This window comes from Nonomuraea sp. NPDC049141, assembly GCF_040648415.1.
Taxonomy (GTDB): domain Bacteria; phylum Actinomycetota; class Actinomycetes; order Streptosporangiales; family Streptosporangiaceae; genus Nonomuraea.
This window is the reverse complement of record NZ_JBEZDR010000001.1, coordinates 852,517-877,656: the sequence shown is the minus strand read 5'-3', so window position 1 is coordinate 877,656 and position 25,140 is coordinate 852,517. Positions and strand designations below refer to the sequence as shown.

Below are 25,140 nucleotides of genomic sequence, written 5' to 3'. Positions count from 1 at the left end.
CTTCGCATCCCTCCCTTGCCATGCCCGTTCCCGAACGAGATCAACGTGCACGCCACGGAGATCGACTCGGAAAGCCACGCATGGCTGGCCGCCTCGCACATGCTCGCCGGAGCCGACACGATCGAGCACTTCCGGCGCTCAAAGATCGGCCTGCTCGCCGCACGTACCAACCCCACCGTGCCGCGGGACAGTCTCAGGCTGATCAACGATTGGTACAACTGGCTCTTCGCGTTCGACGACGCGTTCTGCGAGGGCGAGCTGATGGGACACCGGGCCGCCGCACTGGCCCGCGCCCTTCCGCCGCTCCTTGAGATCCTCGACGGCCGCAAGGAACCGGACTCCGCCGATCCCTTCGGGCTCGCCCTGAGCGAGCTGCTGCATCGCATTTCGGACACAGCCACGCCTGCTCAAGTGGACCGGTGGCGCATCACGGTAAAGGAGTATCTCTTCGCCCAGATCTGGGAGGCCGCCAACCGCGAGGTCGACCTGATCCCCACGCCCGAGGACTACGTGCTCATGCGCCGCATCACCGGGGCCACCTACACCTGCCTCGCGCTCATCGACGTGGGTGGCGGCTACCGGCTGGAAGCGGAGGAATGGCATCATCCGGACGTGCGCGTGCTCTCCGACCTCGCCTGCGATCTCATCGGCTGGGACAACGACCTGCTCTCGTACGCCAAAGAACGCGGCAACGACAAGGCCCGGCACAACCTCGTCACGGTGCTGGCCACGCACAAGACGCTCACGCTGCAAGAGGCGCTGCAAGAAGTGGCGAAGATGCACAACGACGCCATCGCGGCCTTCCTCGACAGGCGCGCGGCGCTCGACCACTGGGCCTCGCGCCCGGTGCGCAACTACGTGCGCGGCCTCGAACACTGGGTGCGGGGGCACATCGAGTTCTCGCTCGGCAGTGCCCGATACGTCCACGCCTGGCCGACCGACACTCGCTGGCCGCAAGCCGTCTAGCCGAGATCTCCTGGGGCGTCCAGCTCGCCGAGCGCGAGCGCGGACGCCTCATCGAGATCGAGCCGCGTGCCCTCGTTGAAGGCGTCCCGGTAGACGTCCTCGCCCATCGCCTTCTGGCACTCCTTGACGCACTGCTCGTGGTCGCTGGTCATGAACGGCGCGCCGAGCATCGGCAGGCCGGCCGTCTTCCAGTTCTGGTGGAGCGCGCCGAGCAGCCGCGCCGCGAGCGGCGCCTGATCCATGGCGGCGAAGATCCGGGCCGTGGTCTCCAGCACCAGCAGCGTGCCGAGCGTGTCGTGGAAGTGGCGCTTGATCCGCAGCCCCTCACGCGCGCTCTGCAACGCGTCCCCGGCCCGGCCGGTCGCCAGCCTGGGCAGGCACAGCGCCCACTGCGCGTAGGAGCTCAGCCACAGCTCGCCGCGTTCCCTGCACACCTGCAGGCAGTCCTGCAGCAGGGACTCGGCCTCGTAGAGCTCACCTTGCGCCGACAGCACCAGCGACAGCTCGACGATGGCCGGCAGCAGGCCCGGGTTGAGCTCCTTGTTGTCGGTGTTGAACTCGATCGCCACACCCAGCAGCGCGCTGGCCTTCTGCAGGTCGCCCTGTAGCAGGGCCGCCGTCCCCTGCATCTTGGAGGCCAGGATGACCGCCCTGGAGTCGCCGACTCTGACCGCCTCGGTGCTGCACTGCTCGGCCGCCGCCAGGGCGCCGGCGCTGTCGCCCTGGGCGCTGCGGACGTACGACAGGACCCAGAGAGCCTTGCACCGCTCCTTGCTCACTCCCGGATTGGCCTGCAGAGCACGTTCCAGATAGAGCCGGCCTTCGCGTACGAACCCGCAGCAGATCCACATGAACCACAGCGACGACAGCAGGGTCAGCGCCAGCACGGACTCGCCGGGCGTGCGCAGCGCGTGTTCGAGCGCCACCCGGACGTTGTCGTGCTCCTGGCGCATGCGGATGAACCAGTAGATCTGCCTCGGCCCCGACCAGGCGTCCTCGCTGCGCTGCGCCAGGCTCAGGTAGTACTCCAGGTGCTTGCGGCGCATCTGCTCGGTCTGCCCGAGCTTGTCGAGCCACTCCTCGCCGTACTCCGCCAGCGTGTCGATGAGTTTGTAGCGGACTCCGGCGTGGTTGCTCCTGATCAGCAGGATCGACTTCTCCACCAGCCCGGTGACCAGGTCGGTGATGTCCTCGGACGGTAGCCGCTCGTCCGAGCAGACGAACCTGGCCGCGTCGAGCTCGAAGTCGCCCGCGAACACCGAAAGCCGCGCCCAGAGCAGCCGCTCCGCCGGCTCGCACAACTCGTGACTCCATCCGATGGCCGCACGCAGGGTCTGATGGCGCGGCAGCGCCGTACGGCTGGCGCCGGCGAGCAGGCTGAACCGGTCGGTCAGCAACCCGAGGATCTGGTCGACGGACAGCGCCCGCAGGCGTACGGCGGCCAGCTCGATCGCCAGCAGAATGCCGTCGAGACGGCGGCACAGCTCGGCCACCGCCCCGATGTTCTGCTCGTCGAGCACGAAGTCGGGCATCACCGCGCCGGCCCGCAGGCCGAACAGCTGCACGGACTCGTTGGTGAACAGGCTCTCGGTCGGATCGTCGCCCGGCACCTGCAGCGGCGGGACGGGTATCACGTGCTCGTACGGCAGGTGCAGCGACTGGCGGCTGGTGGCCAGCACCTTCAGATTGGGGGCGCGCTCCAGCAGCTCCTCGACCAGCTCGGCGCAGCCCTGCACGAGATGCTCGCAGGTGTCGATGATGAGCAGCATGTCGCGGTCGCCGACCCACTCCGACAGCGACTCCGACTCGGTCCGCGACGACTGGTCGGCGATGCCCAGCGCCGACGCGATGGTGTGCTTGACCATCCCGGCGTCCTGCAACCGGGCCAGGTCGGCGAACCAGACGCCATCCTCGTACTGGGAGCGGATCTGGTGCGCCAGCCGGAGCACCGTGCGGGACTTCCCCACACCGCCGATGCCGGTGACCGTCACCAGCCGGGAGTCGGCGAGATGTCGCTTGAGGTTGGCGAGCAGGCGAGTCCGACCCACGAAGCTGGTCAGCTCCGACGGCAGATTGCCTTCTCGCCGCCAGCCGGTCGGGGTGGCCATGGGCGACCTCACGGGGGATAGACGACACCTGCCTTCGCATCGTACCCTCGCGGCCCTTGGCGGTCCGGGGTTCGCCGTGCGGGCCGGGAATGGGTTTGTCCCTCTGAGTAGCATGTATGCCGTGAGTGAATTTCTCCCGGAGCAGACGGGCGACGACACGGACCTCGGCTGGGGCGATTGGCGCGACTCCCAGGACACCGACCCGGACGCCTTCTACCTGGACGACAAGCCACCCCATTGGGGCTGATCGTCCGCGCTCTTCCGCGCTCTTCCGCGCTCTTCTAGGCGCTTCTAGGCGCGGAGGCCGTCGAGCAGCAGGCTGAGCAGCTGGTCGGCCTGCTCGCACTTCCCGGGTTCGCCCTCGGTGGCCAGAGCGATGGCGTTCACGAACTTCAGCAACTGCCGCACGGTCACATCCGCCCGGATGTCACCGGCGCTCTGCGCACGCTCCAGCAGCGCCGTGGCCGTGGCGAACACGGCCCCCCGGCACCACGACACATCGGTCTCCGTGACGCCCATCGCCGTCATGAGCGACGCGGCCACCCCGCGGTCGGTGCTCCCTTGGGCGACGACCGCCCTGAGCCACTCCACCAGTCCCTCACCCGGCGACGGGGCGGTCAGCAACCCCTCTCCCAGGTGGCACAACGCCGCGATGTGGTCGCGATAGACCGCTTCGAGCAGCGCTTGACGGGTCGGGAAGTGCCGGTAGAGCGTCGCGTTGCCGACGCCGGCACGCTGGGCGATGTCGTCGAGCGGCGCGTTCGCTCCCAGCTCGGTGAAGGCCGCCCTGGCCGCCGCGATGAGCCGCTCGTAGTTGCGTAGCGCGTCCGCCCGCAGCGGCCGGGTGGTCGGTCGTGTCACTTCTCTCCTGCTGTTGCGAAAGTGGGGACTGTCCCCGTATCGTACCTCGAAGCTAACCGGGGAAACTCCCCGTTTAGCCGTGCGGAGGTCGAAGGTGTTGGGAAAGTCCAGCGGAGTCGTGGGCGGGTACGGTCAGCACTTCGTGATGGAGCGGCGAGACGGTGTGCTCCTCCTGCGGATGCACACGGGCGGCGGCCCGGCCGTCATGTCGCTGGCCCTGCACAACGCGTGGGGCCAGGTGTTCCAGGAGGTGGGGAACGATCCGGACACAGAGCTGCTGATCATCACCGGCACCGGCGACTCCTGGATGGCCGGGCTGGAGCCGGGACTGCGCGAGCGGCGGCCATACCGCGAATGGACGTCCGAAGCCCGCTACGCGACCTACTACGACGGCCTCAAGCTGCTGGAGAACCTGGTTTTCTCGGTGGACGTGCCGACCATCGGCGCCATCAACGGGTCCGGGTTCCACCACGAGCTCGCGCTGGTCTGCGACCTCACCCTGTGCACGCCCGCCACGGTCTTCGACGACACGCACTTCCCCGCGGGCGCGGTGCCCGGCGACGGCCAGCATCTGGTCTTCCAGGAACTCATGGGCCTGAAACGCGCCGCGTTCTCGCTCTACACCGGCGCGGGCATCGACGCCCGGCAGGCGGCGGAGCTGGGCCTGGTCAACGAGGTCGTAGACGCCGACCGTCTGCTCCCACGCGCCTGGGAGCTCGCCGAGACGATCATGGCCGCGCCCCGCACGACGCGCCGCCTCACCCACGCCGTACTCCAGCGGCCCTGGAGGCGGCGCCTGGTCGACGACCTGGCCTTCGGCCGTACACACCAGCTGTTCGACGCGTGATCCAGCCATTCGGAGGAGAAAGCATGAACGAGAACATCATCCTGGTCACGGGCGCCACCGGCACCCAGGGCGGCGCGGCGGCGCGCGAGCTGCTGGCCGCCGGGTGGCGGGTCCGGGCCCTCGTGCGCGACCCGGCCGCCGCCGGCGCCCGCGCCCTGGCAGACGCCGGGGCCGAGCCGGTCCGTGGCGACATGGGCGACCGCGCCTCCCTCGACGTGGCCGCCCACGGCGTGCACGGCGTCTTCAGCGTCCAGCCGACCCTGGGCTATCCCGGGACTCCGCCGGACTTCACCATCGGCGACGAGATCCGCATGGGCAGGAACGTCGCCGACGCGGCCGCCGCGGCCGGGGTCCGGCACTTCGTCTACACGTCGGTCGGCAGCGCCGATCGCGACCACGGCATCCGCCGCTGGAAGAGCAAGCTCGAACTGGAACACTACGCCAGGGGGCTCGGTCTGCCGACCACCTTCCTGCGGCCGGTTCGCTTCATGGAGAACCAGGTCGACCCGCGGCTCGGCGTCCGGAACGGCGTCCTGATCGATGTCATCCACCCGGATGTCCCGGTCCAGCTCATCGCCGCCACCGACATCGGCGCCTTCGCCGCGCTGGCGTTCACCCATCCGGACGAGTACCTGGGTGCGGCGCTCGAACTGGCCGGGGACCAGCTCACGATGACCGAGATCGTCGCCGCCATGGAGCAGGCCATCGGGCAGCCCATCGCCTACCAGGCGATCCCCCGTGAGGCGCTCCTGGACAAGGACCCGGACGCGCTCGCGGGCTACGAGTTCGCCAACCACGGGGGCGGCTGGCACGCCGACATCCCCGCCCTGCGCAAGGCACACCCCGGATTGATGGACTTCGCCACCTGGCTGACCCGCGAGGGCACTGCCAAGTTCACCGCAGGGCAACTGCCCGCCACCGCAGGCTGACGACTCCGGCGGCGGTGGCGATACTGTGCCCCTGCGGGGGCGGGACTTTAGCTGACCACGTCCTTGCGGCGGAAGCGGCGGAAGGACACGGCGATCAGGATGGCCGCGTAGGTCACTGACACCGAGGCGCCCTTGGCCATGCCGCTCCAGTCGAGCTCCGGTGCCAGGGCATCGAGCCAGGCCGTGTTCCAGAAGGTCGGCAGGAACTCCCGCAGCGACCCCAGCGCCTCGACCGCCTGCAGGATGGTGCTGACGATCCACAGACCCACGGCCCCGCCGACCGCGCCGAGCGGTGAGTCGGTCATCGTCGAGATGAGGAACGCCAGCGCCGCCACCACCAGCTGGCTGACCAGGGCGTAGCCGATCACGATGCCGAAACGCGGCAGCACGTCGAGCGCCGCGATCGTCTCGCCTGTGCCGGGCACCTGGATGTCGTGCCAGCCGAACGCCAGCGTGCCGGCGAGCAGCGCCATCAGCGGCAGGCAGATCACCGCCGCCGCCGAGTAGCCGAGCGCCACGATGATCTTCTGCCGCAGCAGCCGATCACGCGGCACCGGCGCCGCCAGCAGGTAGCGCAGCGACGACCAGCTCGCCTCGCTGGCCACGGTGTCACCGCAGAACAGGGCGACGGCCACGACCAACAGGAAGCTGGCCGACACCGACAGGGCGAACGCCGCGAAGTTGAGGCCGCTGGCCGTCGCCAGGTCGGAGATGCGCAGCGCCGACTGCTGCTGCCCGCTGGACTGCGGGCCGAACTGGAAGGCGATCACCAGGATCCACGGCAGCGCGAGCAGCAGCCCGAACATGACGAGCGTGCGCCGCCGCTTGAACTGCCTGACGATCTCGACCCTCAACGGCAGCGTGCGCCGAGGCGCGTAGCCGGTCGCGGCGGTCATGAACCCTCCTCGACGACGATCACGACTTCTCCTCGGTGGCGGATCACGATGCACCTTCCGGTCATGGGACCGGTCGCGATGCACTTTGCGGTCAAGGGCGCGGTCGCGACGTACTTCCCGACCGGGAGGGCGGTCACGACTGCTGCCCGATGAGGTCGAGGAACACGTCTTCGAGTCGTGGTCCGTGTCCGTTGGTGGAGACGGCGGCGCTGAGCAGCACCGAGACCGGACCCGCCGAGACCAGGCGGCCCCGGTGCATGACCACGGCGTGGCTGCACGTCTGCTCGACCTCGGCCAGCAGGTGACTGGAGACGATCACCGTACGGCCGTCGCGGGCGTAGCGCTTGAGCACCTCGCGCATCTCCCTGATCTGGGGTGGGTCGAGGCCGTTGGTGGGCTCGTCGAGCACGAGCAGGTCCGGGAGCCCGAGCATGGCCTGGGCGATCGCCAGCCGCTGCCGCATGCCCTGCGAGTAGGTGCGTACGGCCCGATCCAGCGCCTTGCCCAGATCCGCGATCTCCAGCGCGTCGTCGAACCGGGCGTCGGCGGCGGGGCGGCCGGTGGCGGCCCAGTAGAGCTCGATGTTGTCGCGGCCGGACAGGTGCGGCAGGAATCCGGGTCCCTCGACGAACGACCCGAGTCTGGACAGTACGGGTGCGCCGGGCGTCACCCGGTCGCCGAAGATGCGGACCTCGCCGGCGTCGGGCTGGATGAGGCCCATCATCATGCGCATCGTGGTCGTCTTGCCCGCGCCGTTGGGACCCAGCAGGCCCAGCACCTGGCCGCGCTCGACCCGGAACGACAGGTCGTCCACGGCCAGCTCGCCGTTGCGGTAGGCCTTGGTGAGCCCGCTGATCTCCAACGGCACCGCCTCGCCTGGGGGCGGGGCAGCGGTGAACGGGTCGCCGTCCTTCTGGACGTCGGCGGCCTGGCCGTTGTCCGACACCAAGGTGCCGGCGTGGCTGTCGTCCATCTCGACGGTGGTGGACTGGCTGTCGTCCTGGACGGTGGCCTTTCGGGTGAAGGTGGTGCGGCGGCGTGATGGGGTGCGGCCGGTGGCCAGGATGAGGGCGGCCAGGGCGATGGCGGCGAGCGGCATCGTCCACACCCACCATGCCACCCCGGTCGTGGGTGCGGCGAGCGCGGCCACCGTCGGTACGGCGAGGGTGGGCGCGGCCAGGCCGATCCGGTAGGAGGCGGGTTCGGCGGGTGTCGCGTAGCCCATGTCGGTCGTGGTCACCGCCAGGCGCAGCCGGTGCCCGACCGCGAAGCGGAAGTCGACGGCGGGCAGCGTGACCGTGGTCTCCACGCTCTCGGCGCCGTCCGGAATCGTCACGCGCAGCGGCGAGACCAGCCCGGCGGGCAGGTTGGGCGGCTGGGCGTTGTCGGCCACGTCGTAGAGCTTGGCGAACAGCGTCACCTGCCCCTTGCCGTAGACCTTCAGCTTGACCGAGGGGCTGCCGGTGAGCTGGAGCGGCGCGGTGAGCGGCGCCGACTCGAAGGTGGCCACCTGGCCGGGCATGTCGAGCCCGACGCTGAGGTTGGTGGTGCCGCCGCCGCCGAGCAGGCCGCCGACGCCGGGCACCGTGGAGATGGAGGCGGGGGAGCCGCCGGGCGGGTTGGCGATGTTTTGCTCGGGGCCGGTGAGTGTGATCGCGGTGGTGGCGGTGCCGCCGAGGCCGGGATAGGAGGCGGATTCGGGGTGGAGCCTGATGCGCTGGCGGGTGCCCGGGTCGCGGCCGCCGTCACGGGTGACGGTGAACTTCTGCGGGACCGGTGAGCCGTCACCCTTGAGGTAATGGCCGAACCAGCCGGCCGTCTGGTCGTAGAGCCAGTCGACCTCGCCGTTGCCGCCGTCGTGGCCGCCGTCGAACCAGGCCAGGCTCACCGGCGTGCCCGCCGAGGCGATCGCCTTGGCGTTGGCGTCGGCCTGGCCGAGCGGGAACAGCGAGTCGCGCTGCCCCTGGATGAGCAGCGTCGGCGCCTTGATGCGGCCGGCCACCGCGACCGGGCTGGACTTGCGCAGCAGCTCGATCGCCTCGGGCGTGGCCCGGCCGGTCTTGGCGACCTGCTGGTACATCTCGCAGACCGCGGGCAGGAACCGGCCGCACCTGGCCTGCTCGGCCGTCAGCGGCACGGTCTGCTGGGTGAGCGCGCCGAGCCCCTGAGCGGCGCCGCCGCCCTGGACCGGGGCGCCGCGGCCGAAGAAGTAGCCCGCCCACATGCGCTTGAACACGCCGTTGGCCGGGCCCTGGCCGCCGCCGTCGGGGAACAGCGCGTCGGCCAGGTCGGCCCAGGTGATCTGCGGCACGATCGCGTCCACGCGGGTGTCGTAGGCGGCCGTCATCAGCGTGATGGCCCCGCCGTAGGAGCCGCCCGCGATGCCCACGCGCGGGTCGCCGGCCGCGTCGAGCCGGACCTCGGGCCGCTTGGCCAGCCAGTCGATGAGCTGCTTGACGTCCTTGACCTCGTAGTCGGCGGAGTTGAGCGCGATCTCGCCGGTCGAGCGGCCGAAACCGCGCGCCGACCAGGTCAGCACCGCGTAGCCGTCCTGCGCCAGCCGCACCGCCTGCTGGCGCACGCTCTGCTTGCTGCCGCCGAACCCGTGCGCGAGCAGCACGGCAGGCGCCTTCCCGCCACCGGCGGGCGGGAAGAACGTCGCGTCGAGCTCGACCCGCTGGTCATCGGCCGGCCCGTCCACGACGGAGATGCGCTGGTCGAGACCCCGCGCTTCGGGCGCGGACGGCCACACCAGCCACGTCACCACCCCGGCGAGGGCGAGCACCGCGACCAGCGCGGCCACACGTTTCATGCTGGTGAGCCTACTTTCCGCACCTGAGAAACCCCTGAGACGTACGGGTCAGCCCAAGATCGCGTAAACGGTGGACGCCCGCGCGGCCGGCTCGGCGGCTCCGTCGGCCGTCAGCGTGACCTCCGAGAAGGCCAGCGTGCGGCCGAGCTTGGAGATGCGCACGTCGATGAGCAGATCCTGGCCCGCGACCGGCCGCTGGAACGTCGTCGACTGCTGCACCGTGGTCATCGGCACGAACCCGCCCCGCGCCGAGGAGATCGCGATGACCGTGGCGGTGTCGGCGGCGGCCATCATGGCCTGGCCGCACAGCCCGCCGCCCTCCCTGGCCAGCGCGTCGGACCAGGGCAGGCACACCACCGCGTGGCGCTCGCCCAGCTCCCGCACGCGCAGCCCGAGCTGCTGGATCCAGGGCGCGAAGTAGTCGCGCAGAATGGCCTCACCGTCTTCTGGAGTCACCGGCCCATCATGCACGCTGGGAACCATGAGCGAGGAGACGCGGCGAGAGCCTGTGGACAACTTTCCGCCACGGACACCGCCTGTGGAAAACCCGTCGCAGGCCGGCGAGCCGCTGCCGGTGGGTGATGTCTTCTTGCCGTCAACGTACGCGCAGGCCGTACCGTACGAGCTGTACGACCGGCTGCGACGGGAGGCCCCCGTCTGCCGGATTCCGGAGCCGGCGGTGGGGCCCTGGCACGAGGGGCCCGGCTACTGGGGCGTGTTCCGGCACGCCGACGTCAAGCACGTGCTGCGCGCGGCCGGCGACTTCTCCTCCCACCTGGGCGCCACGCAGATCCGCGACCCCGACACCCCCGCCGACCTGGCCTTCGTACAGGCGATGATGCTGAACACGGACCCGCCGGACCACTCCCGGCTGCGCAGGATCGTGGCGGCCGCGTTCACGCCGCGCGCCGTGCGGGCGCTGGAGCGGACGATCGCCGAGCGGGCCGCGTCGCTGTTCGCCGCGGGCACGTGCGACTTCGTGGAGGTCGCCGCCGACCTGCCCGTCTGGACGCTCGCGCACGTCATGGGCGTGCCGGACGAGGACAGGCGGCTGCTGTACGACTGGGCGTCGCGGGTGATCGGCTACCAGGACGCCGACTACGCGGGCCTGTGCACGGCCGACGCCGCGTCGCTCAGCCCGATCGGCCGCCTCGCCTCCGCCGTCAGGCCACGGCTCGAACCGGGCATGAACCCCCGCTCCAGGGCGGCTTTGGCGGACATGTTCGCGTACGCGCACGCCCTGGCGGAGACCACGCACGGCGAGTCGGTCATGTCGGCGATGATGGACGGCGGCCTGACCGAGGCGGAGTTCGAGAACATGTTCTTCCTGTTCGCCGTCGCCGGGAACGAGACGCTGCGCAACGGCATCCCCGGCGGCCTGCTCACCCTCCTCCAGCACCCCGCCGAGCTGGCCCGCCTGCGCGCCGACCCGTCCCTGCTCGGTTCGGCGGTGGAGGAGATGCTGCGGTTCTGGCCGCCCGTCATGGACTTCCGCCGTACGGCCACCCGCGACCTCACGCTCGGCGGCCGGCTCGTCCGGGCGGGCGAGAAGGTGGTCGTCTACCACGCCTCCGCCAACCGCGACCCGTCCGTCTTCCCCGACCCCGACCGGTTCGACGTCGCCCGCACCCCGAACGACCACGTCAGCTTCGGCTTCGGCCCGCACTTCTGCCTGGGCGCCCACCTGGCGCGCGTCCAGTTCCGCGCGGTGTTCACCGAGCTGCTCTCCTGGGACGTCGAGCTCGCGGGCGCGCCCGTCCGGCTCACCTCCAACTTCCAGAACGGGCTCAAACACCTTCCCGTAGGGCTGACCCGCCACCGGGGAAAATCGGTTGACTCCGGCCCCTAGGCTCGGCCGCATGGAGGAGATCGACTACCTGGCCGTCAACCGCGCCAACTGGGACGAACGCGTCCCCATCCACGTGGCCAGCGACTTCTACGACGTCGCCGCGTTCCGGGGAGGGGCCGGCACGATCAGGGAGTTCGAGCTGGCCGAGGTGGGCGACGTGACCGGCCGCGACCTCGTCCACCTGCAGTGCCACTTCGGCCTCGACACGCTGTCCTGGGCGCGGAGAGGGGCCCGGGTGACCGGGCTCGACTTCTCCGAGACCGCCGTGACCGAGGCCAGGGAGCTGGCCGAAGACGCGGGGATCGGGGCGCGGTTCGTCGTGGCCGACGTGTACCACGCGGCCGAGGCGCTGGGGGAGACCTACGACATCGTCTACACCGGCATCGGCGCCCTGGTCTGGCTGCCCGACCTCACCAGGTGGGCGCGCACGGTGGCGTCGCTGCTGCGGCCGGGCGGGTTCCTGTATCTGGCCGAGTTCCACCCCTTCGCCGACATCCTGGACGACGAGACCGGGACGACGGTGACTCACGACTACTTCCACCACGGCCCCCAGGTGTGGAAGTTCCCGCACACGTACACCGGCTCCGAGGTCCTGGAGAACGACACCTCGGTCCAGTTCCAGCACGGCATCGGCGAGGTGGTCAGCGCGGTGGCCGCGGCCGGGCTGCGGGTGGAGTTCCTGCGCGAGCACGACCACACGCTCTTCCGCCGCTTCGGCACGCTGCGGCCCGACGGCCCGCGGTATCGGCTGCCCGAGGGCAGCCCGGCGGTCCCGCTCATGTACTCACTGCGCGCCTCAGCGGGCAGCGGACCGTCTGTGACGGCCTGACCCGGAACCGCTCATACCAGGCAGATCACGAGGGACCTGGGCGCATTGTTCCCGAGGCAAGGCATCGTAAGATTTCCGCCGTGAAGGCTCCCGCAATCATCAAGACCGCCGCCGACTGGGCCTTGCCGTACTGGACCCGGGGGCAGGCGGGGCGCGAGACGCCGCCCGACCTGTTCAGGGTCCTCTACTACGGCTGGCTGGTGGCGCTCACGTTCAAGCTGCTCGGCTCGGCCTGGGACGTCTCGTGGCACTTCAAGTGGCTGCGCGACGACCTGGCTCCCCCTCACCTGCTCAACTCCGCCGGTACGGCCCTGGCCCTCGCCCTGACCGTGATCCACGGCTACACCGGCTACGGCGTGGACAAGGCGGCGCTGCGGCTGATCCAGTGGGGCACCGGCGTGTTCCTCGTCGCTGTGCCGCTCGACCTGATCAACCACCGGGTCAACGGCCTGGACATCACCTCGTGGAGCCCGTCCCACCTCATGCTCTACACGGGCACGTTCTTCATGATCGCCGGAGTGATCCGCGGCTGGTTCATGGGCGCGCCGCCCGGCAGGGAGCGCACGGTCATGCTGGGCGCGTTCTTCGCGTTCTTCCTGGAGAACGTGCACTTCCCCGAACAGCACCAGGAATACGGCATCCTGTCGATCGGCGCCTGGGACAACGGCGCCCCCTACGCCGAAGACATCCTGCTGCGGTTCGCCGCCGACCAGATGGGCCGCCCGGTCGACCGGGTGATGATGACCGGCTTTTCCCTCCCGGTGCCGGGTTACCTGTATCCGGTGTACGCGGTGGTCGCCGGGGTGACCGTGCTGGTCGTGGCCCGGATGATGATCGGCAGGTTCGGCGCGGCGACGCTGGTGGCCGCCTCGTACGTGGGGTTCAGGACGGTGGTCTGGCCGATGCTGACGTTCACCGGCTTCCCGCCGTCCGCGGTGCCGTTCTTCCTGGTGATCGGCGGCCTCTGCGTGGACCTCGCGTTCGCCGTGCGGCTTCCCTCGCGTGGTCTGGCGCCGGTGCGCGCGGTGCTCGGGGCGGCCGCGGCGACGGCCGCCGTCTACGGTGCGCTGGTCGCGCAGAGCTCGATCATGGGTCAGGTGTACGGCACGCTGACGGGGCAGAAGGGCCTGCTCGGCGCGCCGCCCCTGGTCATGACGTCGGCCGTCTGGGCCGGGCTGGGACTGATGGCCGCCTGGCTGGCCTGCGAGTGGTTCGCGACGCGAAGTCAGCCGATGGAGGCCCGGGTGATCGCCACCGCCACGCCGTAGGCCAGCCCCATCAGGGCGACCTCGGCCGCCACCCAGCCGACCACGGCCGTGGGCTCGGCCCGGCGGATGAGCGGCATCAGCCGGAACCGTACGTGCGCGGCCAGCGGCACCACCAGCGCGGTGAGCATCAGCTTGACCACCACCAGCACCCCGTAGTGGCTGGTCACGATGGCGCCCGGCAGTTCCACGCCGGGCGTCAGCGCCATCGTGCCGAGCCCGGTGATCAGCCCTGACAGGCCGACCAGCAGCAGGCAGACGGTCGCCATCCGGGAGAAGCGCGGCAGCGCGACGGCCAGCAGCGACGGGCGCGGCGCGACGAACACCGCCGTCGCCACCAGCCCGCCCGCCCACGCCGCCGCGCCCATCACGTGCGTCTCCATCGCGATCATGATGGGGTCGTGCCAGACGGAGTTGACCGCGTGACCGGTCACCGGAATGGGCAACAGGCCGAACAACGCCACGATGATCCGCAGTTCGGCGGGCACCTTCTCGCCGAACCGCACCGCCATCAGCCCGATGCCGGCCGCCATCAGCGCGCACGCGGCGCTGAACAGCAGTCCCTGGCCGGTGCCGACGCCGTCGACGTAGGCGGCGATCATGCCGACAGTGGGCAGGCCGCCCGGGTTCAGCTCGGCCGTCTGGAACACGATCGTCAGCAGCGCGCAGACCGCCCACGCCCACGCGGCGGTGACGGTGAGCGGCCGCGTCCTGCGCAGGACCGGCTCGGTCAGCTCAGGCGCGTCGAATCCGAGCAGCTTGGGCACCAGACTCAGCCCGACGACGGCCACGGCGGCCAGGTCGAGCAGCACCCGTACGACCGGCAGCCCGTACGCCACGATCGGCCCCGGCATCGGGATGCCCGGCACCGCCTCCTGCGCGGTGAACGTGCTGGCCGCCACGGCCGCGACGATCGCGCACACCGCGAACGCCCCGACCACCCAGCGCCCGCCGGCCCGCGGCCTCGGGGGAGCGGTGATCGTCACGCGTCCGTCCTCTCGCCGCCGCGCGTGTCACCGTCGCGGTCGCCGGTCGCCACACGGCCCGCGCCCCCGCCGACGCGTGTGTCGCCATCGCGCGTCTCGCTCTCGGGCGCCGGGGTGCGGGCGCGGCGCAGGGCCACGGCGGTGCCCGCGGCCAGCACCAGCAGCGCTCCCACGATCCAGACGACGGCCATCCCCGCCCCGCCGTTCGCCGCCGCTTCGGCGGCGTCGGCTCCGGACGCGTCGGCTTGGGCCGGGGCCTGCGTCACGGCCGTGGCGTCCGCAGCGAGGTTGAAGCTGATCTTGCCCGTGACCGGATGCCCGTCGGCCGACAGGATCCGGTAGCCCACCACATAGGCCCCGCCCGCCCGCAGCGGTTTGACCTTGACCGACACCTTCTCGGCGGCGACCTCGGCCGATCCGTCGGCCCACGCCGTCCCGTCGGCCCCGGTCACGCCCACCTGCGCGTAGCCCTGGCGTACCGCCTGGTCGAAGACGAGCGTGATCCGCGCGGGCGCGGCGGTCAGCGTCGCCCCGTCCTTGGGGTCGCTGCCGACCAGCACGTTGTGCGCCTGCGCCGGGAGAGCGACGCCCACCCCGGCGACCGCGAGCAGCACGATCACGAAGAGCCGCCTCACGAACACCTCCAGTTTCGCCGCCGGGCGGGCCGGTGAACCGTGCCCCACAACATGACCCCCAACTCGTCGCCGTCGGAACGCCGCCGAATGCCTCGCCCTCAGACGAGGACGCGGGAGGACCCGGCGATCGTTTCCAGAACCCGCATATCGTCTCACCATGACGAACCTGTTCGGCGGCGCCGCCCCCTACTACGCCAAGTACCGGCCCGGACACGGAGAGGCCGCCATCGACTGCCTGGCGCGGGCGTTCGGCCCCAAGAGCCGGGTGCTCGACCTCGGCTGCGGCCCCGGTACGGTGGCGATCCCGCTGGCGCCCGCCGTGCGCGAGGTGATCGCCGTGGACCCGGACACCGACATGCTGGCCGAGGGCGAGCGCGTCGCCGCCGGTACGCCGGACATCCGCTGGCTGTCCGGCGACTCCACGACGCTGGCCGCGTTGCCGCCCTTCGACGACGTCGTCATGGGCAGGTCGTTCCACTGGATGGACCGCAGAGCCGTACTGGCCGAGCTGGACCGGCTGCTGCCGCCGGACGGCGCGGTGGCCCTCATCGGGCCGTCGCGCGACCCGGGCGAGCAGCCGTGGGAGCCGGTCGTCCGGCCGGTGCGCGCCGCGTTCGCGTCGGACGAGCCGCTGGCGGCCGGCTCCTTCCAGGCCACCGGGGAGCACCCCCACGACGTGCTCGTGGACTCGCCGTTCGACCGGCTGGAGTCGAGCCTGTTCGAACAGCGGCTGAGCTGGGACCTCGATGCCGTGCTCGGGTTGCAGCTGTCGTACTCCTACACCACTCCCACCAAGCTCGGCGACCGGATGACGGAGTTCACCGACGCGGTCAGACAGGTGCTCATCGCCGACAACCCGTCGGGCGTGTGGGAGGAGCGGGCGGTCACCGAGGTGCTGATCGCCCGCCGCTCCTGAGCCGCCCGCCGGGTCGCCAGGGGACGGTCACGCCCAGATGCCCATGACCTGCCAGATCCGCCTGGTAAGCGCGTTCACCAGGCCGATCTCGGAGCACAGCTCGCGGGTCCTGCCGACCGAGTCGCGGATCTCCCGCTTGGCCGCCGGGTCACGCAGGTACACCTCGACCACCACGTCACGCGGGATGGCGAACCGCCTGATCATCGGCCCGGGCGGCGCCAGCATGATCCTGGCCATGATCCCCAGGATGATCGGCGAGGCGACACCCAGCATGAGCCGCCGGTACCGCGGCATCCTCGGCACCCGGTCGCGCAGGTAGTGCCGGGCGAACGAGATGTGCCTGGCCTCCTCCGCGATGTGGATGCGCATGATCGTCTCTTCGAGCGGGTGGTGGACCTGGTCGTCCTTGAGCACCTTGCGCTGGACGTGGTCGATCGGGTCCTCGCCGCCGAGCACGAACACGAAGAACAACTCGGTCGAGATCAGCGGGATCCAGGGGGCCACCTGCGCGAGCAGGCTGAGCGGCCCCGGCATGCCGCGCACCGGGAGCTTCGTTCGGTTGACGAACTCCTGGAACATCATCCCGTGATGTCCCTCTTCGATGGTCTCGTGGTAGACGTAGCGGAATTCGGGGGACCCGTTCGGCAGCCGGTAGGCGTAGTTGAGCAGGCCCCGTTTGAGCAGGTTCTCGAACTGCAGCCCGATCTTCATCGCCGTGGCCACCCGCCACAGCCCGATCCTGGCCCGCGTCTCGGGGGAGCGGCCGCGGTACCACGGATGGCCGCCGAGCTTGTCGACCTCGGGCAGCTCCCAGCGGGGATCGGTCTGGTCGACGAGGAACTCCGGATCGTCCCAGGGGATGTCCTTGTACGGCTCCCAGTGCTTGTCGACCGACGCCTTCGAGAGGCGGGCGATGACCGCCTCGTAGGTGCTCCGGTCGTCGTTCTCCCTGGCGGCGGTAGAGCTCGGTGCGCGTGTCATCGCCTGCTCCTCTCCTCGCCCGGTAATTGTACGAAGCATCTAATAAGAGAGGAAGAGTGAGGTGGATCACAGATCGTCCGGGCTTATGCCCACCTCGGCAGCGGCCGTCCTGCGGACGAGCTGGGTGGCCCAGCGGCGCGTCACGACCCTGGGATGGACGTGGATCTGGATGGCCAGCCCGTCGTGCAGCGCGAAGATCCGCCAGGTGGACTCCTCGGGATCGGGGCAGACGAAGTCGCCCGACGCCACGCCGGCCTCGATGATCCCGCGCAGCACCACCCTGCCCCGCGTGTCGAGCCGTCGCGAGGTCTGCTCCAGCTCCTTGTTCCGCATGGACTCCGCCCACGCGTCGATCCACAGCCGCCAGCCCTCCGCCGAGCCCGCGGGGGAGGAGCGCCGCAGCAGGAAACGCAGTTTTTCGCGCGGGGGGCTCGACGAGCGCTCGATTTCGTCCAGAAGATCGAGATGGATCCGAGCGGCGTAGGCGAACGCCTGCGCGAACAGCTGATCTTTGGTCTCGAAGTGGTAGAAGAGCAGTGCCTGGCTCACGCCGGCGGCCCTGGCGATGTCGACCGTCCTGGTATGCCCGAACCCCTGCTCGGCGATGACCTCGCAGGCCGTCTTCAGTAAATCCTCGCGCCGTAATCGGCTGAAACCCCGTGTCACAGCGGGCCACTTTAACTACTAGCCCGGGGGATTTGTAGGACAAACCGGGCACCGGTGTCGGAATCTTCGACCGTGAGAGTACCACCGTGCGCTTCGGCGATCTCGCGGGCGATGGACAGCCCGAGCCCTGTGCCCCCGTCTTCGCGGTTGCGTGAGGTGTCCAGCCGGGTGAACCGGCGGAACACGATCTCGCGCTGGTCCGGCGCGATCCCCGCGCCGTCGTCCTGGACCTCCAGTACGGCCCCGCCGGGCCGCTCGTCGACGGTCACGGTGATCGTGGACTCGGCGTGCCGCTCGGCGTTGTCGAGCAGGTTCGCGAGCAGCCGGCTCAGGCGCATCCGGTCTCCGGTCACCACCACCCCCGCACGCAGGCGCCGCACCACCCGCTTGCCGGGCGCCCTGCGTACCAGCTCCTCCTCGACCAGCTCCGCCAGGTCCACGCCGACGCCGACGCCGGGCGCGCCCGCGTCGAGCTTGGCCAGCGTCAGCAGGTCGGCGACGATGGCCTGCAGCCGGTCGAGGCTCGCCAGCAGGGCCACGGAGGTCCGCGGCCAGTCGGCCTCGTCCGGATGGAGCATGGCCTCCTCGATCTGGGTGCGCATGGCGGTGATCGGGCTGCGCAGGTCGTGCGAGGCGTCGGCGGCGAACCTGCGCTCCTGCTCGACCGCGTGCTCCAGCCGGTCCAGGGTCTGGTTCACGGTCCAGGCGAGGTCGTCGAGCTCGTCCCGGTGCGGCAAGGGCGGCACCCGGCGACCCAGGTCCGTGGCGGTGATCTCGGCCAGCTCGGTCTTGATGGCCGTGACGGACCGCAGCGCCCTGGTCACCGTCATCCAGGCCACGTAGGTCGCGATCGCGGAGAGCAGCAGCACGGAGAGCAGCACGCCCAGCATGTAGAGCGGGCTGATGTACCAGGGGACGACGGGGGTGTAGGCGTAGACCATCCAGCTCGTCGCGCCGACCAGCGTCCGGTACCCCACGGTGATCAGGCAGTCCCCGTCTGGTACCCGCGAGGTGCAGACGACGGCGTCCACCCGATTGTCGTCGCCCGTGGACGTGTCTGTGGTGAGCGGTGGCTGGCCCAGCAGCTTCGGACTGGCCTGCCGCACTATGCCCTGGTCGTCGACCACCTGGATGAGGTCGACATCCTCGGTGATCACTATCGGCCTGACCTGCTCCGGCGCGGTCCGCTGGATGGCGAGCGAGACCCGGTGCGCCGCCTTGGCCGCGTGCTCGGTCTCGTGCGCGGCGACCAGGGCGTGCGCGAGCGGTGTGACGAGCACCGCGATGAGGGAGTAGCCGGCCAGCGTGGACAGCAGCGCGGCCGCCGTCAGCCTGCGCCGCACCGACCATGTGACGAACACCCCTCAGCCCTCCGTGATCGGGAGCCGCATCACGAATCGGGCGCCGCGGTCGGAGTCCTCCAGGGTCAGGGTGCCCGCGTGGGCCAGCGCGATCTCGCGGGCGATGGCCAGTCCGAGCCCGGTACCGCCGGCGTCGCGGTCGCGCGCGGCGGCCAGCCGCGTGAAGCGCTGGAACACGACCTCCCGCTGGTCGGGCGCGATGCCCGCGCCGTCGTCGAGGACTTCGAGCACGGCCAGCCCGAGGTCGCGCCGTACGGACACCACGACCTGGGACTCGGCGTGGCGCTCGGCGTTGTCCAGCAGGTTGGTGAGCAGGCGGGCCAGCTGGAGCCGGTCGCCCATGACGGTCACGCCCGGTCGCAGCGTGGTGATCACCGGCTTCGACCGTCGCCTGGCCGTCTCGGCGCCGGCCAGCTCGGCCAGGTCCACGGGCTCGCGCTCGGCGGGGGCGCCCGCGTCGAGCCTGGCCAGCGTCAGCAGGTCGCCGACGATGGCCTCAAGGCGGTCCAGGCAGCCCAGCAGCGCCACCCCGGTCCGCCGCCAGTCGGCGTCGGCGGGGTACAGCATGGCCTCCTCGATCTGGACGCGCATGGCGGTGATCGGGCTGCGCAGGTCGTGCGAGGCGTCGGCGACGAACCTGCGCTGCCGCTCGACCGCCTGCTCCAGCCGGGCGATCGGCGTGAGGGTCCTGGCCACCGCCCGCGACACCCCGAACCAGGTCAGCGCCACCAGCGCGAGCGAGTCGCCGCCCAGGAACCCCAGCACGGCCGGGTGGACGTAGCGCGGCACCATGGCCCTGGCCGCGTAGACCAGCCAGTCGCCGTCCCGCTCGTAGACGCGCAGGACGACCAGGATCTCGCACCGGCCGGGGAAGTCGGGCAGGTCGCACACGACCTGGGTACGGCCGGCGTTGTCGCGGTCGGGCGTCAGCCGGCTCATGGGCGGACGGCCGGTCAGGTTCTCCGTCGTGGACACCACGCGCCCGGCCGGGTCGACGACCTGGATCCCGTCCACCTCGCTCCTGATCCGCGCGGGCAGCTCGTCCCGCTTGACCAGGTGCACGACGCGCAAGGCGGCGGTGAGCGCCTCGTTCGTGCGGTATTCGATCGCCGTGGTGCGCACCGCGTACAGCACGAACGCGCTCACCACGACGCACAGCAGCGCCATGGCGACGCTCGCGAACAGCGTCAGCCGCGCGCGCACGGACCGCCCGAACCGTGTGACCACACCTTTCCCCCCGGAGATCAGCCGATCACACTAAGTCACCCCCATCCTAATTAACGGAGATTCGGCGACAAATCAGCATAAAACGCCGCCCGAACGGCGCTCTATGCGTGCCGCATTCGGCTGGTTAGAGTAAGTGAGCACTGATGCCAGGGAGACGATGTGAACCTTGATGAGTATCGGCGTACCGCCAGGGCCTGGCTCCTCGACAACGCCCCGTCCGGGGAGCCCCCCGAGGGCGATCCGGTCGCCAGGGCCAAGGACTTCATGGCCAGGCTCTACGACGCCGGATACTCCGGCATCACCTGGCCGGCGCGCTGGGGCGGCCAGGGGCTGACGCAGGCGGAGGAGCGCGCGTTCGCCGCCGCGGCCCGCGACTTCACGTTGCCCACGTACGTCTTCTCGATCGGCCTCGGCATGACCGGCCCGACCCTGGTCGACCGGGGCACCGACGAGCAGCGCGAACGCTTCCTCCGGCCACTGCTGCGCGGCGAGGAGATCTGGTGCCAGCTCTTCTCGGAGCCGGGCGCGGGCAGCGACGTGGCCAGCCTGCAGACCAGGGCCGTACGCGACGGCGACGGCTGGATCGTCAACGGCCAGAAGGTCTGGACCTCGGTCGCCCACCACGCCGACTGGGGGCTGCTGCTGGCCCGCACCGACGTCGAGGTGCCCAAGCACAAGGGCCTGACCATGTTCGTGGTCGACATGCGCCATCCGGGCGTGACGGTCCGGCCGCTCAAGGACATGACCGGCCGGGCCAACTTCAACGAGGTCTTCTTCGACGACGTCCCCATCCCCGACGAGCACCGCGTCGGCGAGGTCAACGACGGCTGGAGCGTCGCGGTCACGACCCTCCTGCACGAGCGGCTGTCCATCTCGGCGGGCGTCGGCATGGGCTCGGGCAAGGACGACCCCACCTCACTGGCGGCGCTGCGCCAGGTGGTCGACACCGCCGACCCGCTGGTCAGGGACGAGCTCGTCGAGCTGCACATCCGCACGCGCGCGCTCGCGCTGTTCAACCAGCGCCTGTCCCAGGAGACCAAGGCGGGGATCTTCCCCGGCGCCCGCGGCAGCGCCGCCAAGCTGCTGCTGGCCGAGCTGTACATGTTCCAGGCGGACCTCGCGACCCGGCTCGTCGGGCCCGAGTCGGTCGTCGGCGGCCACCCGCTGGCCCACGCGATCTCCCAGGCCCCGGGCATGTCGCTGGGCGGCGGCACCAACGAGATCATGCGCAACATCATCGGCGACCGGGTGCTCAACCTGCCGCCCGAGCCCCGGGTGGACAAGACCGTGCCGTTCAAGGACCTGAAGGTGGGGACACAGGGGTGAAGCTCGTACTCAGCCAGGAGCAGCAGGAGCTGCGCGCCGCCGTCCGTTCGTTCCTCGCCGCGGCCTCGCCGCTGCCCAAGGTCCGCGACGGCTACGACCGGGAGGTGTACGCGCGGCTCAACGGCGAGCTCGGTCTGTCCGGGCTGATCGTCCCGGAGGAGTACGGCGGCGCGGGCGCGGGCTTCGCGGAGCTGGCCGTCGCGCTGGAGGAGACGGGCGCCGCGCTGCTGCCCGGGCCCTTCCTGGCCACGGTGTTCGCCACGATCGCGCTGACCCGGGTGCCGGACAAGGAGCTGCTGACCGGCATCGCCGAAGGCCGCGTCGTGGCCACCCTCGCCCAGCCGCCGGCCGACTCCGATGTAACCGTCTCGGGCGAGCCCGGCGGTGGGGTGACCGTGCGCGGCACGCTGGCCCAGGTGCTGGGCGGCATGGAGGCCGACGTCCTCGTGGTGCCCGCGCTGACCGGCGACGGCGTGGTCATGACGGCCGTCGACCTGACCGCGCCCGGCGTCACCAGGACCGCCCTGGAGACGCTCGACCTGACCCGCGGCCAGGCCCAGGTGACCTTGGACGGCGCGCCGGGCCGGGTGATCGGCCCGGCGGCGCCGGGCGTCGGCGACCGGCTCGCCGTGGCGCTGGCGGCCGAGCAGCTCGGCGTGCTGCGCGCCGCGCTGGACGCCATCGTCGCCTACGCCAAGATCAGGGTCGCCTTCGGCCGGTACATCGGCTCCTACCAGGGGGTCAAGCACAAGCTCGCCGACATGCACTGCAAGCTGGAGCAGGCCGAGTCGATCGTCCGCTTCGCCGCCTGGGCCGCCGACGAGTCGCCGGGCGAGCTGCCCGCCGCCGCGGCGCTGGCCCAGGCGTACGTGGGGCGGGCCTGCTTCGAGGTGGCCCGCGACCACCTGCTGCTGTACGGCGGCATCGGCTACACCTGGGAGCACGACGCGCACCTGTTCTACAAACGGGCCAAAGCCGACGAAGTGCTGCTCGGCCCGCCGCGAATACACCGGGCCCGCCTCGCCGACCTGCTGGAGCTGTGATGGACATCAACGGCCTGCCCGGCTTCTACGCGATCGCCTCCGCCGACCCCGACCGGCTCGCGGTCATCGACGTGGACGGCTCCCGGACCACGTACGGCGAGCTGCTCGCCCGGGTCAACCAGGTGTCACACGGCCTGCGCGCCCGCGGGCTCGTCGACGGCGACGTGGTGGCCGGCGTGCTGCCGAACGGCCTCGACGCGGTGATCATGATCATGGCGACGGGGCAGATCGGCCTCTACTACGTGCCGATCAACTGGCATCTCACCGAGGCTGAGGTGGCCTACATCCTGGACGACTGCGACGCCAAGATCGTGGTCACCGCGAACGGCCACGTACCCGGGAGCGAGATCGGCACGGCCGGGCTGGCCGAGGGGCAGCCCGCGGACGCGCCCGGCGGACGGATGGCCGGGGCCGTCATGTGGTACACCTCCGGCACCACCGGCTTCCCCAAGGGCGTGCAGCGGCGGCTGTCCGGAGCCGAGCCCGAGGCGCTCGTCCCGCTCTACGTGTGGTTCCTCGGCGAGATCGTGGACCTGGTGCCCGGCGAGGCCGTGCACCTGGTCACCTCGCCGATGTACCACTCGGCGCCGTGCGCCCACACGCAGTTCGCGCTGCACCTCGGCCACACCGTGGTGATCACGCCGCGCTTCGAGCCGGAGAACATCCTGGAGCTGGTCGAGCGGCACCAGGTGACGAACGCGATGATGGTGCCGACCATGTTCCACCGGATGCTGCAGCTGCCCGCCGAGGTCAGGGCGCGCTACGACGTGTCGAGCCTGCGCCAGGTCGTCCACACCGCCGCCGCCTGCCCGGTGGCGGTCAAGCGGGGGATCATGGAGTGGTGGGGGCCGGTGCTCTACGAGTACTACGGCTCGACCGAGTCGACGATCGCCTTCTCGGTCAAGCCGCACGACTGGCTGGAGCGGCCCGGCACGGTGGGCCGGCCGGCGCCCACGTTCGAGGCCAAGATCCTCGACGAGGCCGGGAACGAGCTGCCGCCCGGTGAGCCGGGCATGATCTACGTCAAGTCCAGCCTGGGCACGTTCGAGTACCGCAAGGACCCGGCGAAGACGGCCGCCAGCATGCGCGGCGACTGGTACACCCCCGGCGACATCGGCTACCTGGACAAGGACGGCTTCCTGTTCCTGTGCGACCGGCGCACCGACCTGATCGTGTCCGGCGGGGTCAACATCTACCCGGCCGAGATCGAGGCCGCGCTGCTGGAGCACCCCTCCGTGGCGGACGTGGCCGTCATCGGGGTGCCCGACGAGGAGTGGGGGCACAGCGTGGTCGCCCTCGTCCAGCCCGTCGCGGGCGTCACGGGCGAGGCCGAGCTCACCGCCGAGCTGCTGCGGCACTGCGAGCCACGGATCGCCCGGTTCAAGCACCCGAAGGTGATCGAGTACCGGGACGCGCTGCCCCGCACGCCGACGGGGAAGCTGTCCCGGTCCAAGGTCAGGCAGGAGTTCCTGGACGCGCGGTGAAGACCAGCTCGTCGGAGTAGCGTGCCCCGTCCGGCCCGTCGCCCAGATAGAAGCGGGTCGACAGCGTACGGTCGGCCGTGTCGAACACCGTGCTCCAGATCGTGCGGAACGGCATGTCCCTGTCCGGCCCCACCTCGGCCAGGCTCTTCCGCAGGTCGTCCGGCGACATGGTGGCGCCCTTGCTCCGCTCGTACAGCGAACGCAGCCGCCCGAACGTCTGGAGGCTGGCCTCGGTGTCCGGGGGCAGGTTCATCGGGTCGGGGTTGAGATGCAGCAGGTGGTTGGTGACGCAGAGCGGCGCGTCGCCGAACTCGATGATGTGCTCCTTGCCGTCCGTGCCCCGCTCCCACACGAACGCCCCGCCGTGCGCGTCGGCGACGAGGTAGTGCAGCGGCGCGCCGTGGTCGTACTGCTTCGCGCCGAGCAGCGCCTGCTTGGCCTGCTCCACGTTCTCGCAGGTGTCGACGACGAACCTGGGCAGCTGCACGCTGTTCAGCCCGACCTGCGGCAGGGGGTTCTGCGGTGGCGCGGCGGTGACGATGTCGGCGATGAGCAGCATGACGACCAGGCCGGCCTCGTTGACGCCGTCCATGCAGCCGTCGAGCTCGTTCATCGTGATGACGGTCGAGGCCAGGCCGGTGTCGGGCACCGTGGTGATCACGTACGGCCTGGCCGCCATCGGCAGCTCGCCCGGCCGCGGCGCCTGGCCCATGATTTCGCTGATCGTCGCGGTGAAGAAGTCGTAGTTGCGGCCCACCCGGCCGTGGCCGTCGGTGCTCGCGGACGGCGGGCACCACAGCGCCGAGCAGCCCGAGCCCGCGGGCGCGTAGCTCAGCCCGTCAAGGGCCAGGTCGTCCTGGTCGGGGTCGAGGCCGAGCGCCGCGGCGGCGCCGTCCATGCGGGCGTGATGCTGCGGCCAGTGCCGCTCGAACCAGGTCCGGCGGGCCCGGTTGACGGCGGGGTCGAGGGGCCTCGGCGCCCAGCCGAGCCGGCGGGCCTCTTCGGTGAGCGCCCGGCCGATCTCGGCCTGGCTGCCGTGGAGGGTCAGGTGCCGGACGAGCTGGAAGTCGTCCCGGCCGCCGGCGATCTGCGTCATGTTCTTCATGTTCGCCAGGCTGCCGCCGGCCGCTGACCGTTCTCCTACCGTCCGCTG

23 protein-coding genes are annotated in these 25,140 nt (G+C 70.9%); 11 read left to right on the top strand and 12 right to left on the bottom strand.

Annotated features, from left to right (window positions below):
- Positions 1-45: 45 nt before the first annotated feature.
- Entirely contained in the window at positions 46-966 is a 921-nt protein-coding gene (locus tag AB0B91_RS04045; RefSeq protein WP_358315082.1) for a hypothetical protein, read from the top strand.
- Here the strand turns inward: AB0B91_RS04045 and AB0B91_RS04040 are convergent.
- Positions 963-3,074, bottom strand: a complete 2,112-nt coding sequence (locus AB0B91_RS04040) for an ATPase (RefSeq protein ID WP_358315079.1) — start codon at positions 3,072-3,074, stop codon at positions 963-965. The two genes, AB0B91_RS04045 and AB0B91_RS04040, sit on opposite strands and share 4 nt — an antisense overlap.
- A 121-nt stretch (positions 3,075-3,195) precedes the next feature.
- Here AB0B91_RS04040 and AB0B91_RS04035 point away from each other — a divergent pair, with 121 nt between their 5' ends.
- Positions 3,196-3,321 carry a hypothetical protein gene (locus AB0B91_RS04035; protein ID WP_281428821.1) on the top strand — a complete coding sequence of 42 codons (126 nt, stop codon included), beginning with the start codon at positions 3,196-3,198 and terminating at the stop codon, positions 3,319-3,321.
- A 44-nt stretch (positions 3,322-3,365) separates the two neighbouring features.
- Here AB0B91_RS04035 and AB0B91_RS04030 read toward each other — a convergent pair whose 3' ends face one another.
- The gene (locus AB0B91_RS04030) at positions 3,366-3,935 is read right to left on the bottom strand and encodes a helix-turn-helix domain-containing protein (RefSeq protein WP_358315076.1); all 570 of its coding nucleotides are present in this window, start codon (positions 3,933-3,935) and stop codon (positions 3,366-3,368) included.
- A 94-nt stretch (positions 3,936-4,029) separates the two neighbouring features.
- Here AB0B91_RS04030 and AB0B91_RS04025 point away from each other — a divergent pair, with 94 nt between their 5' ends.
- Both AB0B91_RS04025 and AB0B91_RS04020 read left to right on the top strand, forming a co-directional pair.
- On the top strand, positions 4,030-4,782 hold the full coding sequence (locus AB0B91_RS04025; RefSeq protein ID WP_358315073.1) for an enoyl-CoA hydratase/isomerase family protein: 753 nt from the start codon (positions 4,030-4,032) through the stop codon (positions 4,780-4,782).
- A 23-nt stretch (positions 4,783-4,805) separates the two neighbouring features.
- Positions 4,806-5,711, top strand: coding sequence for an NmrA/HSCARG family protein (locus tag AB0B91_RS04020; protein WP_358315070.1), 906 nt, complete (start codon positions 4,806-4,808; stop codon positions 5,709-5,711).
- Positions 5,712-5,758: 47 nt separating this feature from the next.
- On the opposite strand, the gene AB0B91_RS04015 is transcribed toward AB0B91_RS04020, so the two are convergent.
- The 3 genes from AB0B91_RS04015 to AB0B91_RS04005 all read right to left on the bottom strand — a co-directional run bounded on the left by AB0B91_RS04015 (position 5,759) and on the right by AB0B91_RS04005 (position 9,875).
- Complete coding sequence (locus AB0B91_RS04015) at positions 5,759-6,607, bottom strand: ABC transporter permease subunit (protein ID WP_358315067.1); 849 nt, start codon at positions 6,605-6,607, stop codon at positions 5,759-5,761.
- A gap of 133 nt (positions 6,608-6,740) precedes the next feature.
- Positions 6,741-9,419, bottom strand: a complete 2,679-nt coding sequence (locus AB0B91_RS04010; protein ID WP_358315064.1) for a CocE/NonD family hydrolase — start codon at positions 9,417-9,419, stop codon at positions 6,741-6,743.
- Between the two features lie 48 nt (positions 9,420-9,467).
- Positions 9,468-9,875: a PaaI family thioesterase gene (locus tag AB0B91_RS04005; RefSeq protein ID WP_358023527.1), complete on the bottom strand. Its 408-nt coding sequence runs from the start codon at positions 9,873-9,875 to the stop codon at positions 9,468-9,470.
- Between the two features lie 25 nt (positions 9,876-9,900).
- Between AB0B91_RS04005 and AB0B91_RS04000 the strand changes: the two genes are divergently transcribed.
- The 3 genes from AB0B91_RS04000 (at position 9,901) to AB0B91_RS03990 (ending at position 13,365) form a co-directional block, all read left to right on the top strand.
- Positions 9,901-11,268 carry a cytochrome P450 gene (locus AB0B91_RS04000; protein WP_358315062.1) on the top strand — a complete coding sequence of 456 codons (1,368 nt, stop codon included), beginning with the start codon at positions 9,901-9,903 and terminating at the stop codon, positions 11,266-11,268.
- Between the two features lie 10 nt (positions 11,269-11,278).
- Complete coding sequence (locus AB0B91_RS03995; protein ID WP_358315059.1) at positions 11,279-12,097, top strand: class I SAM-dependent methyltransferase; 819 nt, start codon at positions 11,279-11,281, stop codon at positions 12,095-12,097.
- A gap of 80 nt (positions 12,098-12,177) precedes the next feature.
- Entirely contained in the window at positions 12,178-13,365 is a 1,188-nt protein-coding gene (locus tag AB0B91_RS03990) for a hypothetical protein (RefSeq protein ID WP_358315056.1), read from the top strand.
- Here the strand turns inward: AB0B91_RS03990 and AB0B91_RS03985 are convergent.
- Entirely contained in the window at positions 13,323-14,348 is a 1,026-nt protein-coding gene (locus tag AB0B91_RS03985) for a CopD family protein (RefSeq protein WP_358315007.1), read from the bottom strand. The two genes, AB0B91_RS03990 and AB0B91_RS03985, sit on opposite strands and share 43 nt — an antisense overlap.
- Complete coding sequence (locus tag AB0B91_RS03980) at positions 14,345-14,983, bottom strand: copper resistance CopC family protein (protein ID WP_358315004.1); 639 nt, start codon at positions 14,981-14,983, stop codon at positions 14,345-14,347. The genes AB0B91_RS03985 and AB0B91_RS03980 overlap by 4 nt, the downstream gene beginning before the upstream one ends.
- Before the next feature lie 157 nt (positions 14,984-15,140).
- Between AB0B91_RS03980 and AB0B91_RS03975 the strand changes: the two genes are divergently transcribed.
- Positions 15,141-15,899 carry a class I SAM-dependent methyltransferase gene (locus tag AB0B91_RS03975; protein ID WP_358314952.1) on the top strand — a complete coding sequence of 253 codons (759 nt, stop codon included), beginning with the start codon at positions 15,141-15,143 and terminating at the stop codon, positions 15,897-15,899.
- Between the two features lie 27 nt (positions 15,900-15,926).
- On the opposite strand, the gene AB0B91_RS03970 is transcribed toward AB0B91_RS03975, so the two are convergent.
- From AB0B91_RS03970 to AB0B91_RS03955, 4 genes are all read right to left on the bottom strand, one after another.
- Complete coding sequence (locus tag AB0B91_RS03970; RefSeq protein WP_358314949.1) at positions 15,927-16,880, bottom strand: diiron oxygenase; 954 nt, start codon at positions 16,878-16,880, stop codon at positions 15,927-15,929.
- A gap of 66 nt (positions 16,881-16,946) precedes the next feature.
- Positions 16,947-17,546, bottom strand: a complete 600-nt coding sequence (locus AB0B91_RS03965) for a TetR/AcrR family transcriptional regulator (RefSeq protein ID WP_358314947.1) — start codon at positions 17,544-17,546, stop codon at positions 16,947-16,949.
- An 11-nt stretch (positions 17,547-17,557) separates the two neighbouring features.
- Positions 17,558-18,907, bottom strand: coding sequence for a HAMP domain-containing sensor histidine kinase (locus AB0B91_RS03960; protein WP_358314944.1), 1,350 nt, complete (start codon positions 18,905-18,907; stop codon positions 17,558-17,560).
- Positions 18,908-18,910: 3 nt separating this feature from the next.
- Positions 18,911-20,134, bottom strand: coding sequence for a HAMP domain-containing sensor histidine kinase (locus tag AB0B91_RS03955; RefSeq protein WP_358314941.1), 1,224 nt, complete (start codon positions 20,132-20,134; stop codon positions 18,911-18,913).
- 159 nt (positions 20,135-20,293) lie between these two features.
- Between AB0B91_RS03955 and AB0B91_RS03950 the strand changes: the two genes are divergently transcribed.
- The 3 genes from AB0B91_RS03950 to AB0B91_RS03940 are packed head-to-tail and all read left to right on the top strand — an operon-like array spanning position 20,294 to position 23,987.
- Positions 20,294-21,460, top strand: coding sequence for an acyl-CoA dehydrogenase family protein (locus AB0B91_RS03950; protein ID WP_358314938.1), 1,167 nt, complete (start codon positions 20,294-20,296; stop codon positions 21,458-21,460).
- On the top strand, positions 21,457-22,503 hold the full coding sequence (locus tag AB0B91_RS03945) for an acyl-CoA dehydrogenase family protein (protein WP_358314935.1): 1,047 nt from the start codon (positions 21,457-21,459) through the stop codon (positions 22,501-22,503). The genes AB0B91_RS03950 and AB0B91_RS03945 overlap by 4 nt, the downstream gene beginning before the upstream one ends.
- Positions 22,503-23,987, top strand: a complete 1,485-nt coding sequence (locus AB0B91_RS03940) for an AMP-binding protein (protein ID WP_358314932.1) — start codon at positions 22,503-22,505, stop codon at positions 23,985-23,987. The genes AB0B91_RS03945 and AB0B91_RS03940 overlap by 1 nt, the downstream gene beginning before the upstream one ends.
- Here the strand turns inward: AB0B91_RS03940 and AB0B91_RS03935 are convergent.
- The gene (locus AB0B91_RS03935) at positions 23,959-25,092 is read right to left on the bottom strand and encodes a C45 family peptidase (RefSeq protein ID WP_358314929.1); all 1,134 of its coding nucleotides are present in this window, start codon (positions 25,090-25,092) and stop codon (positions 23,959-23,961) included. The genes AB0B91_RS03940 and AB0B91_RS03935 overlap by 29 nt on opposite strands.
- Positions 25,093-25,140 lie beyond the last annotated feature (48 nt).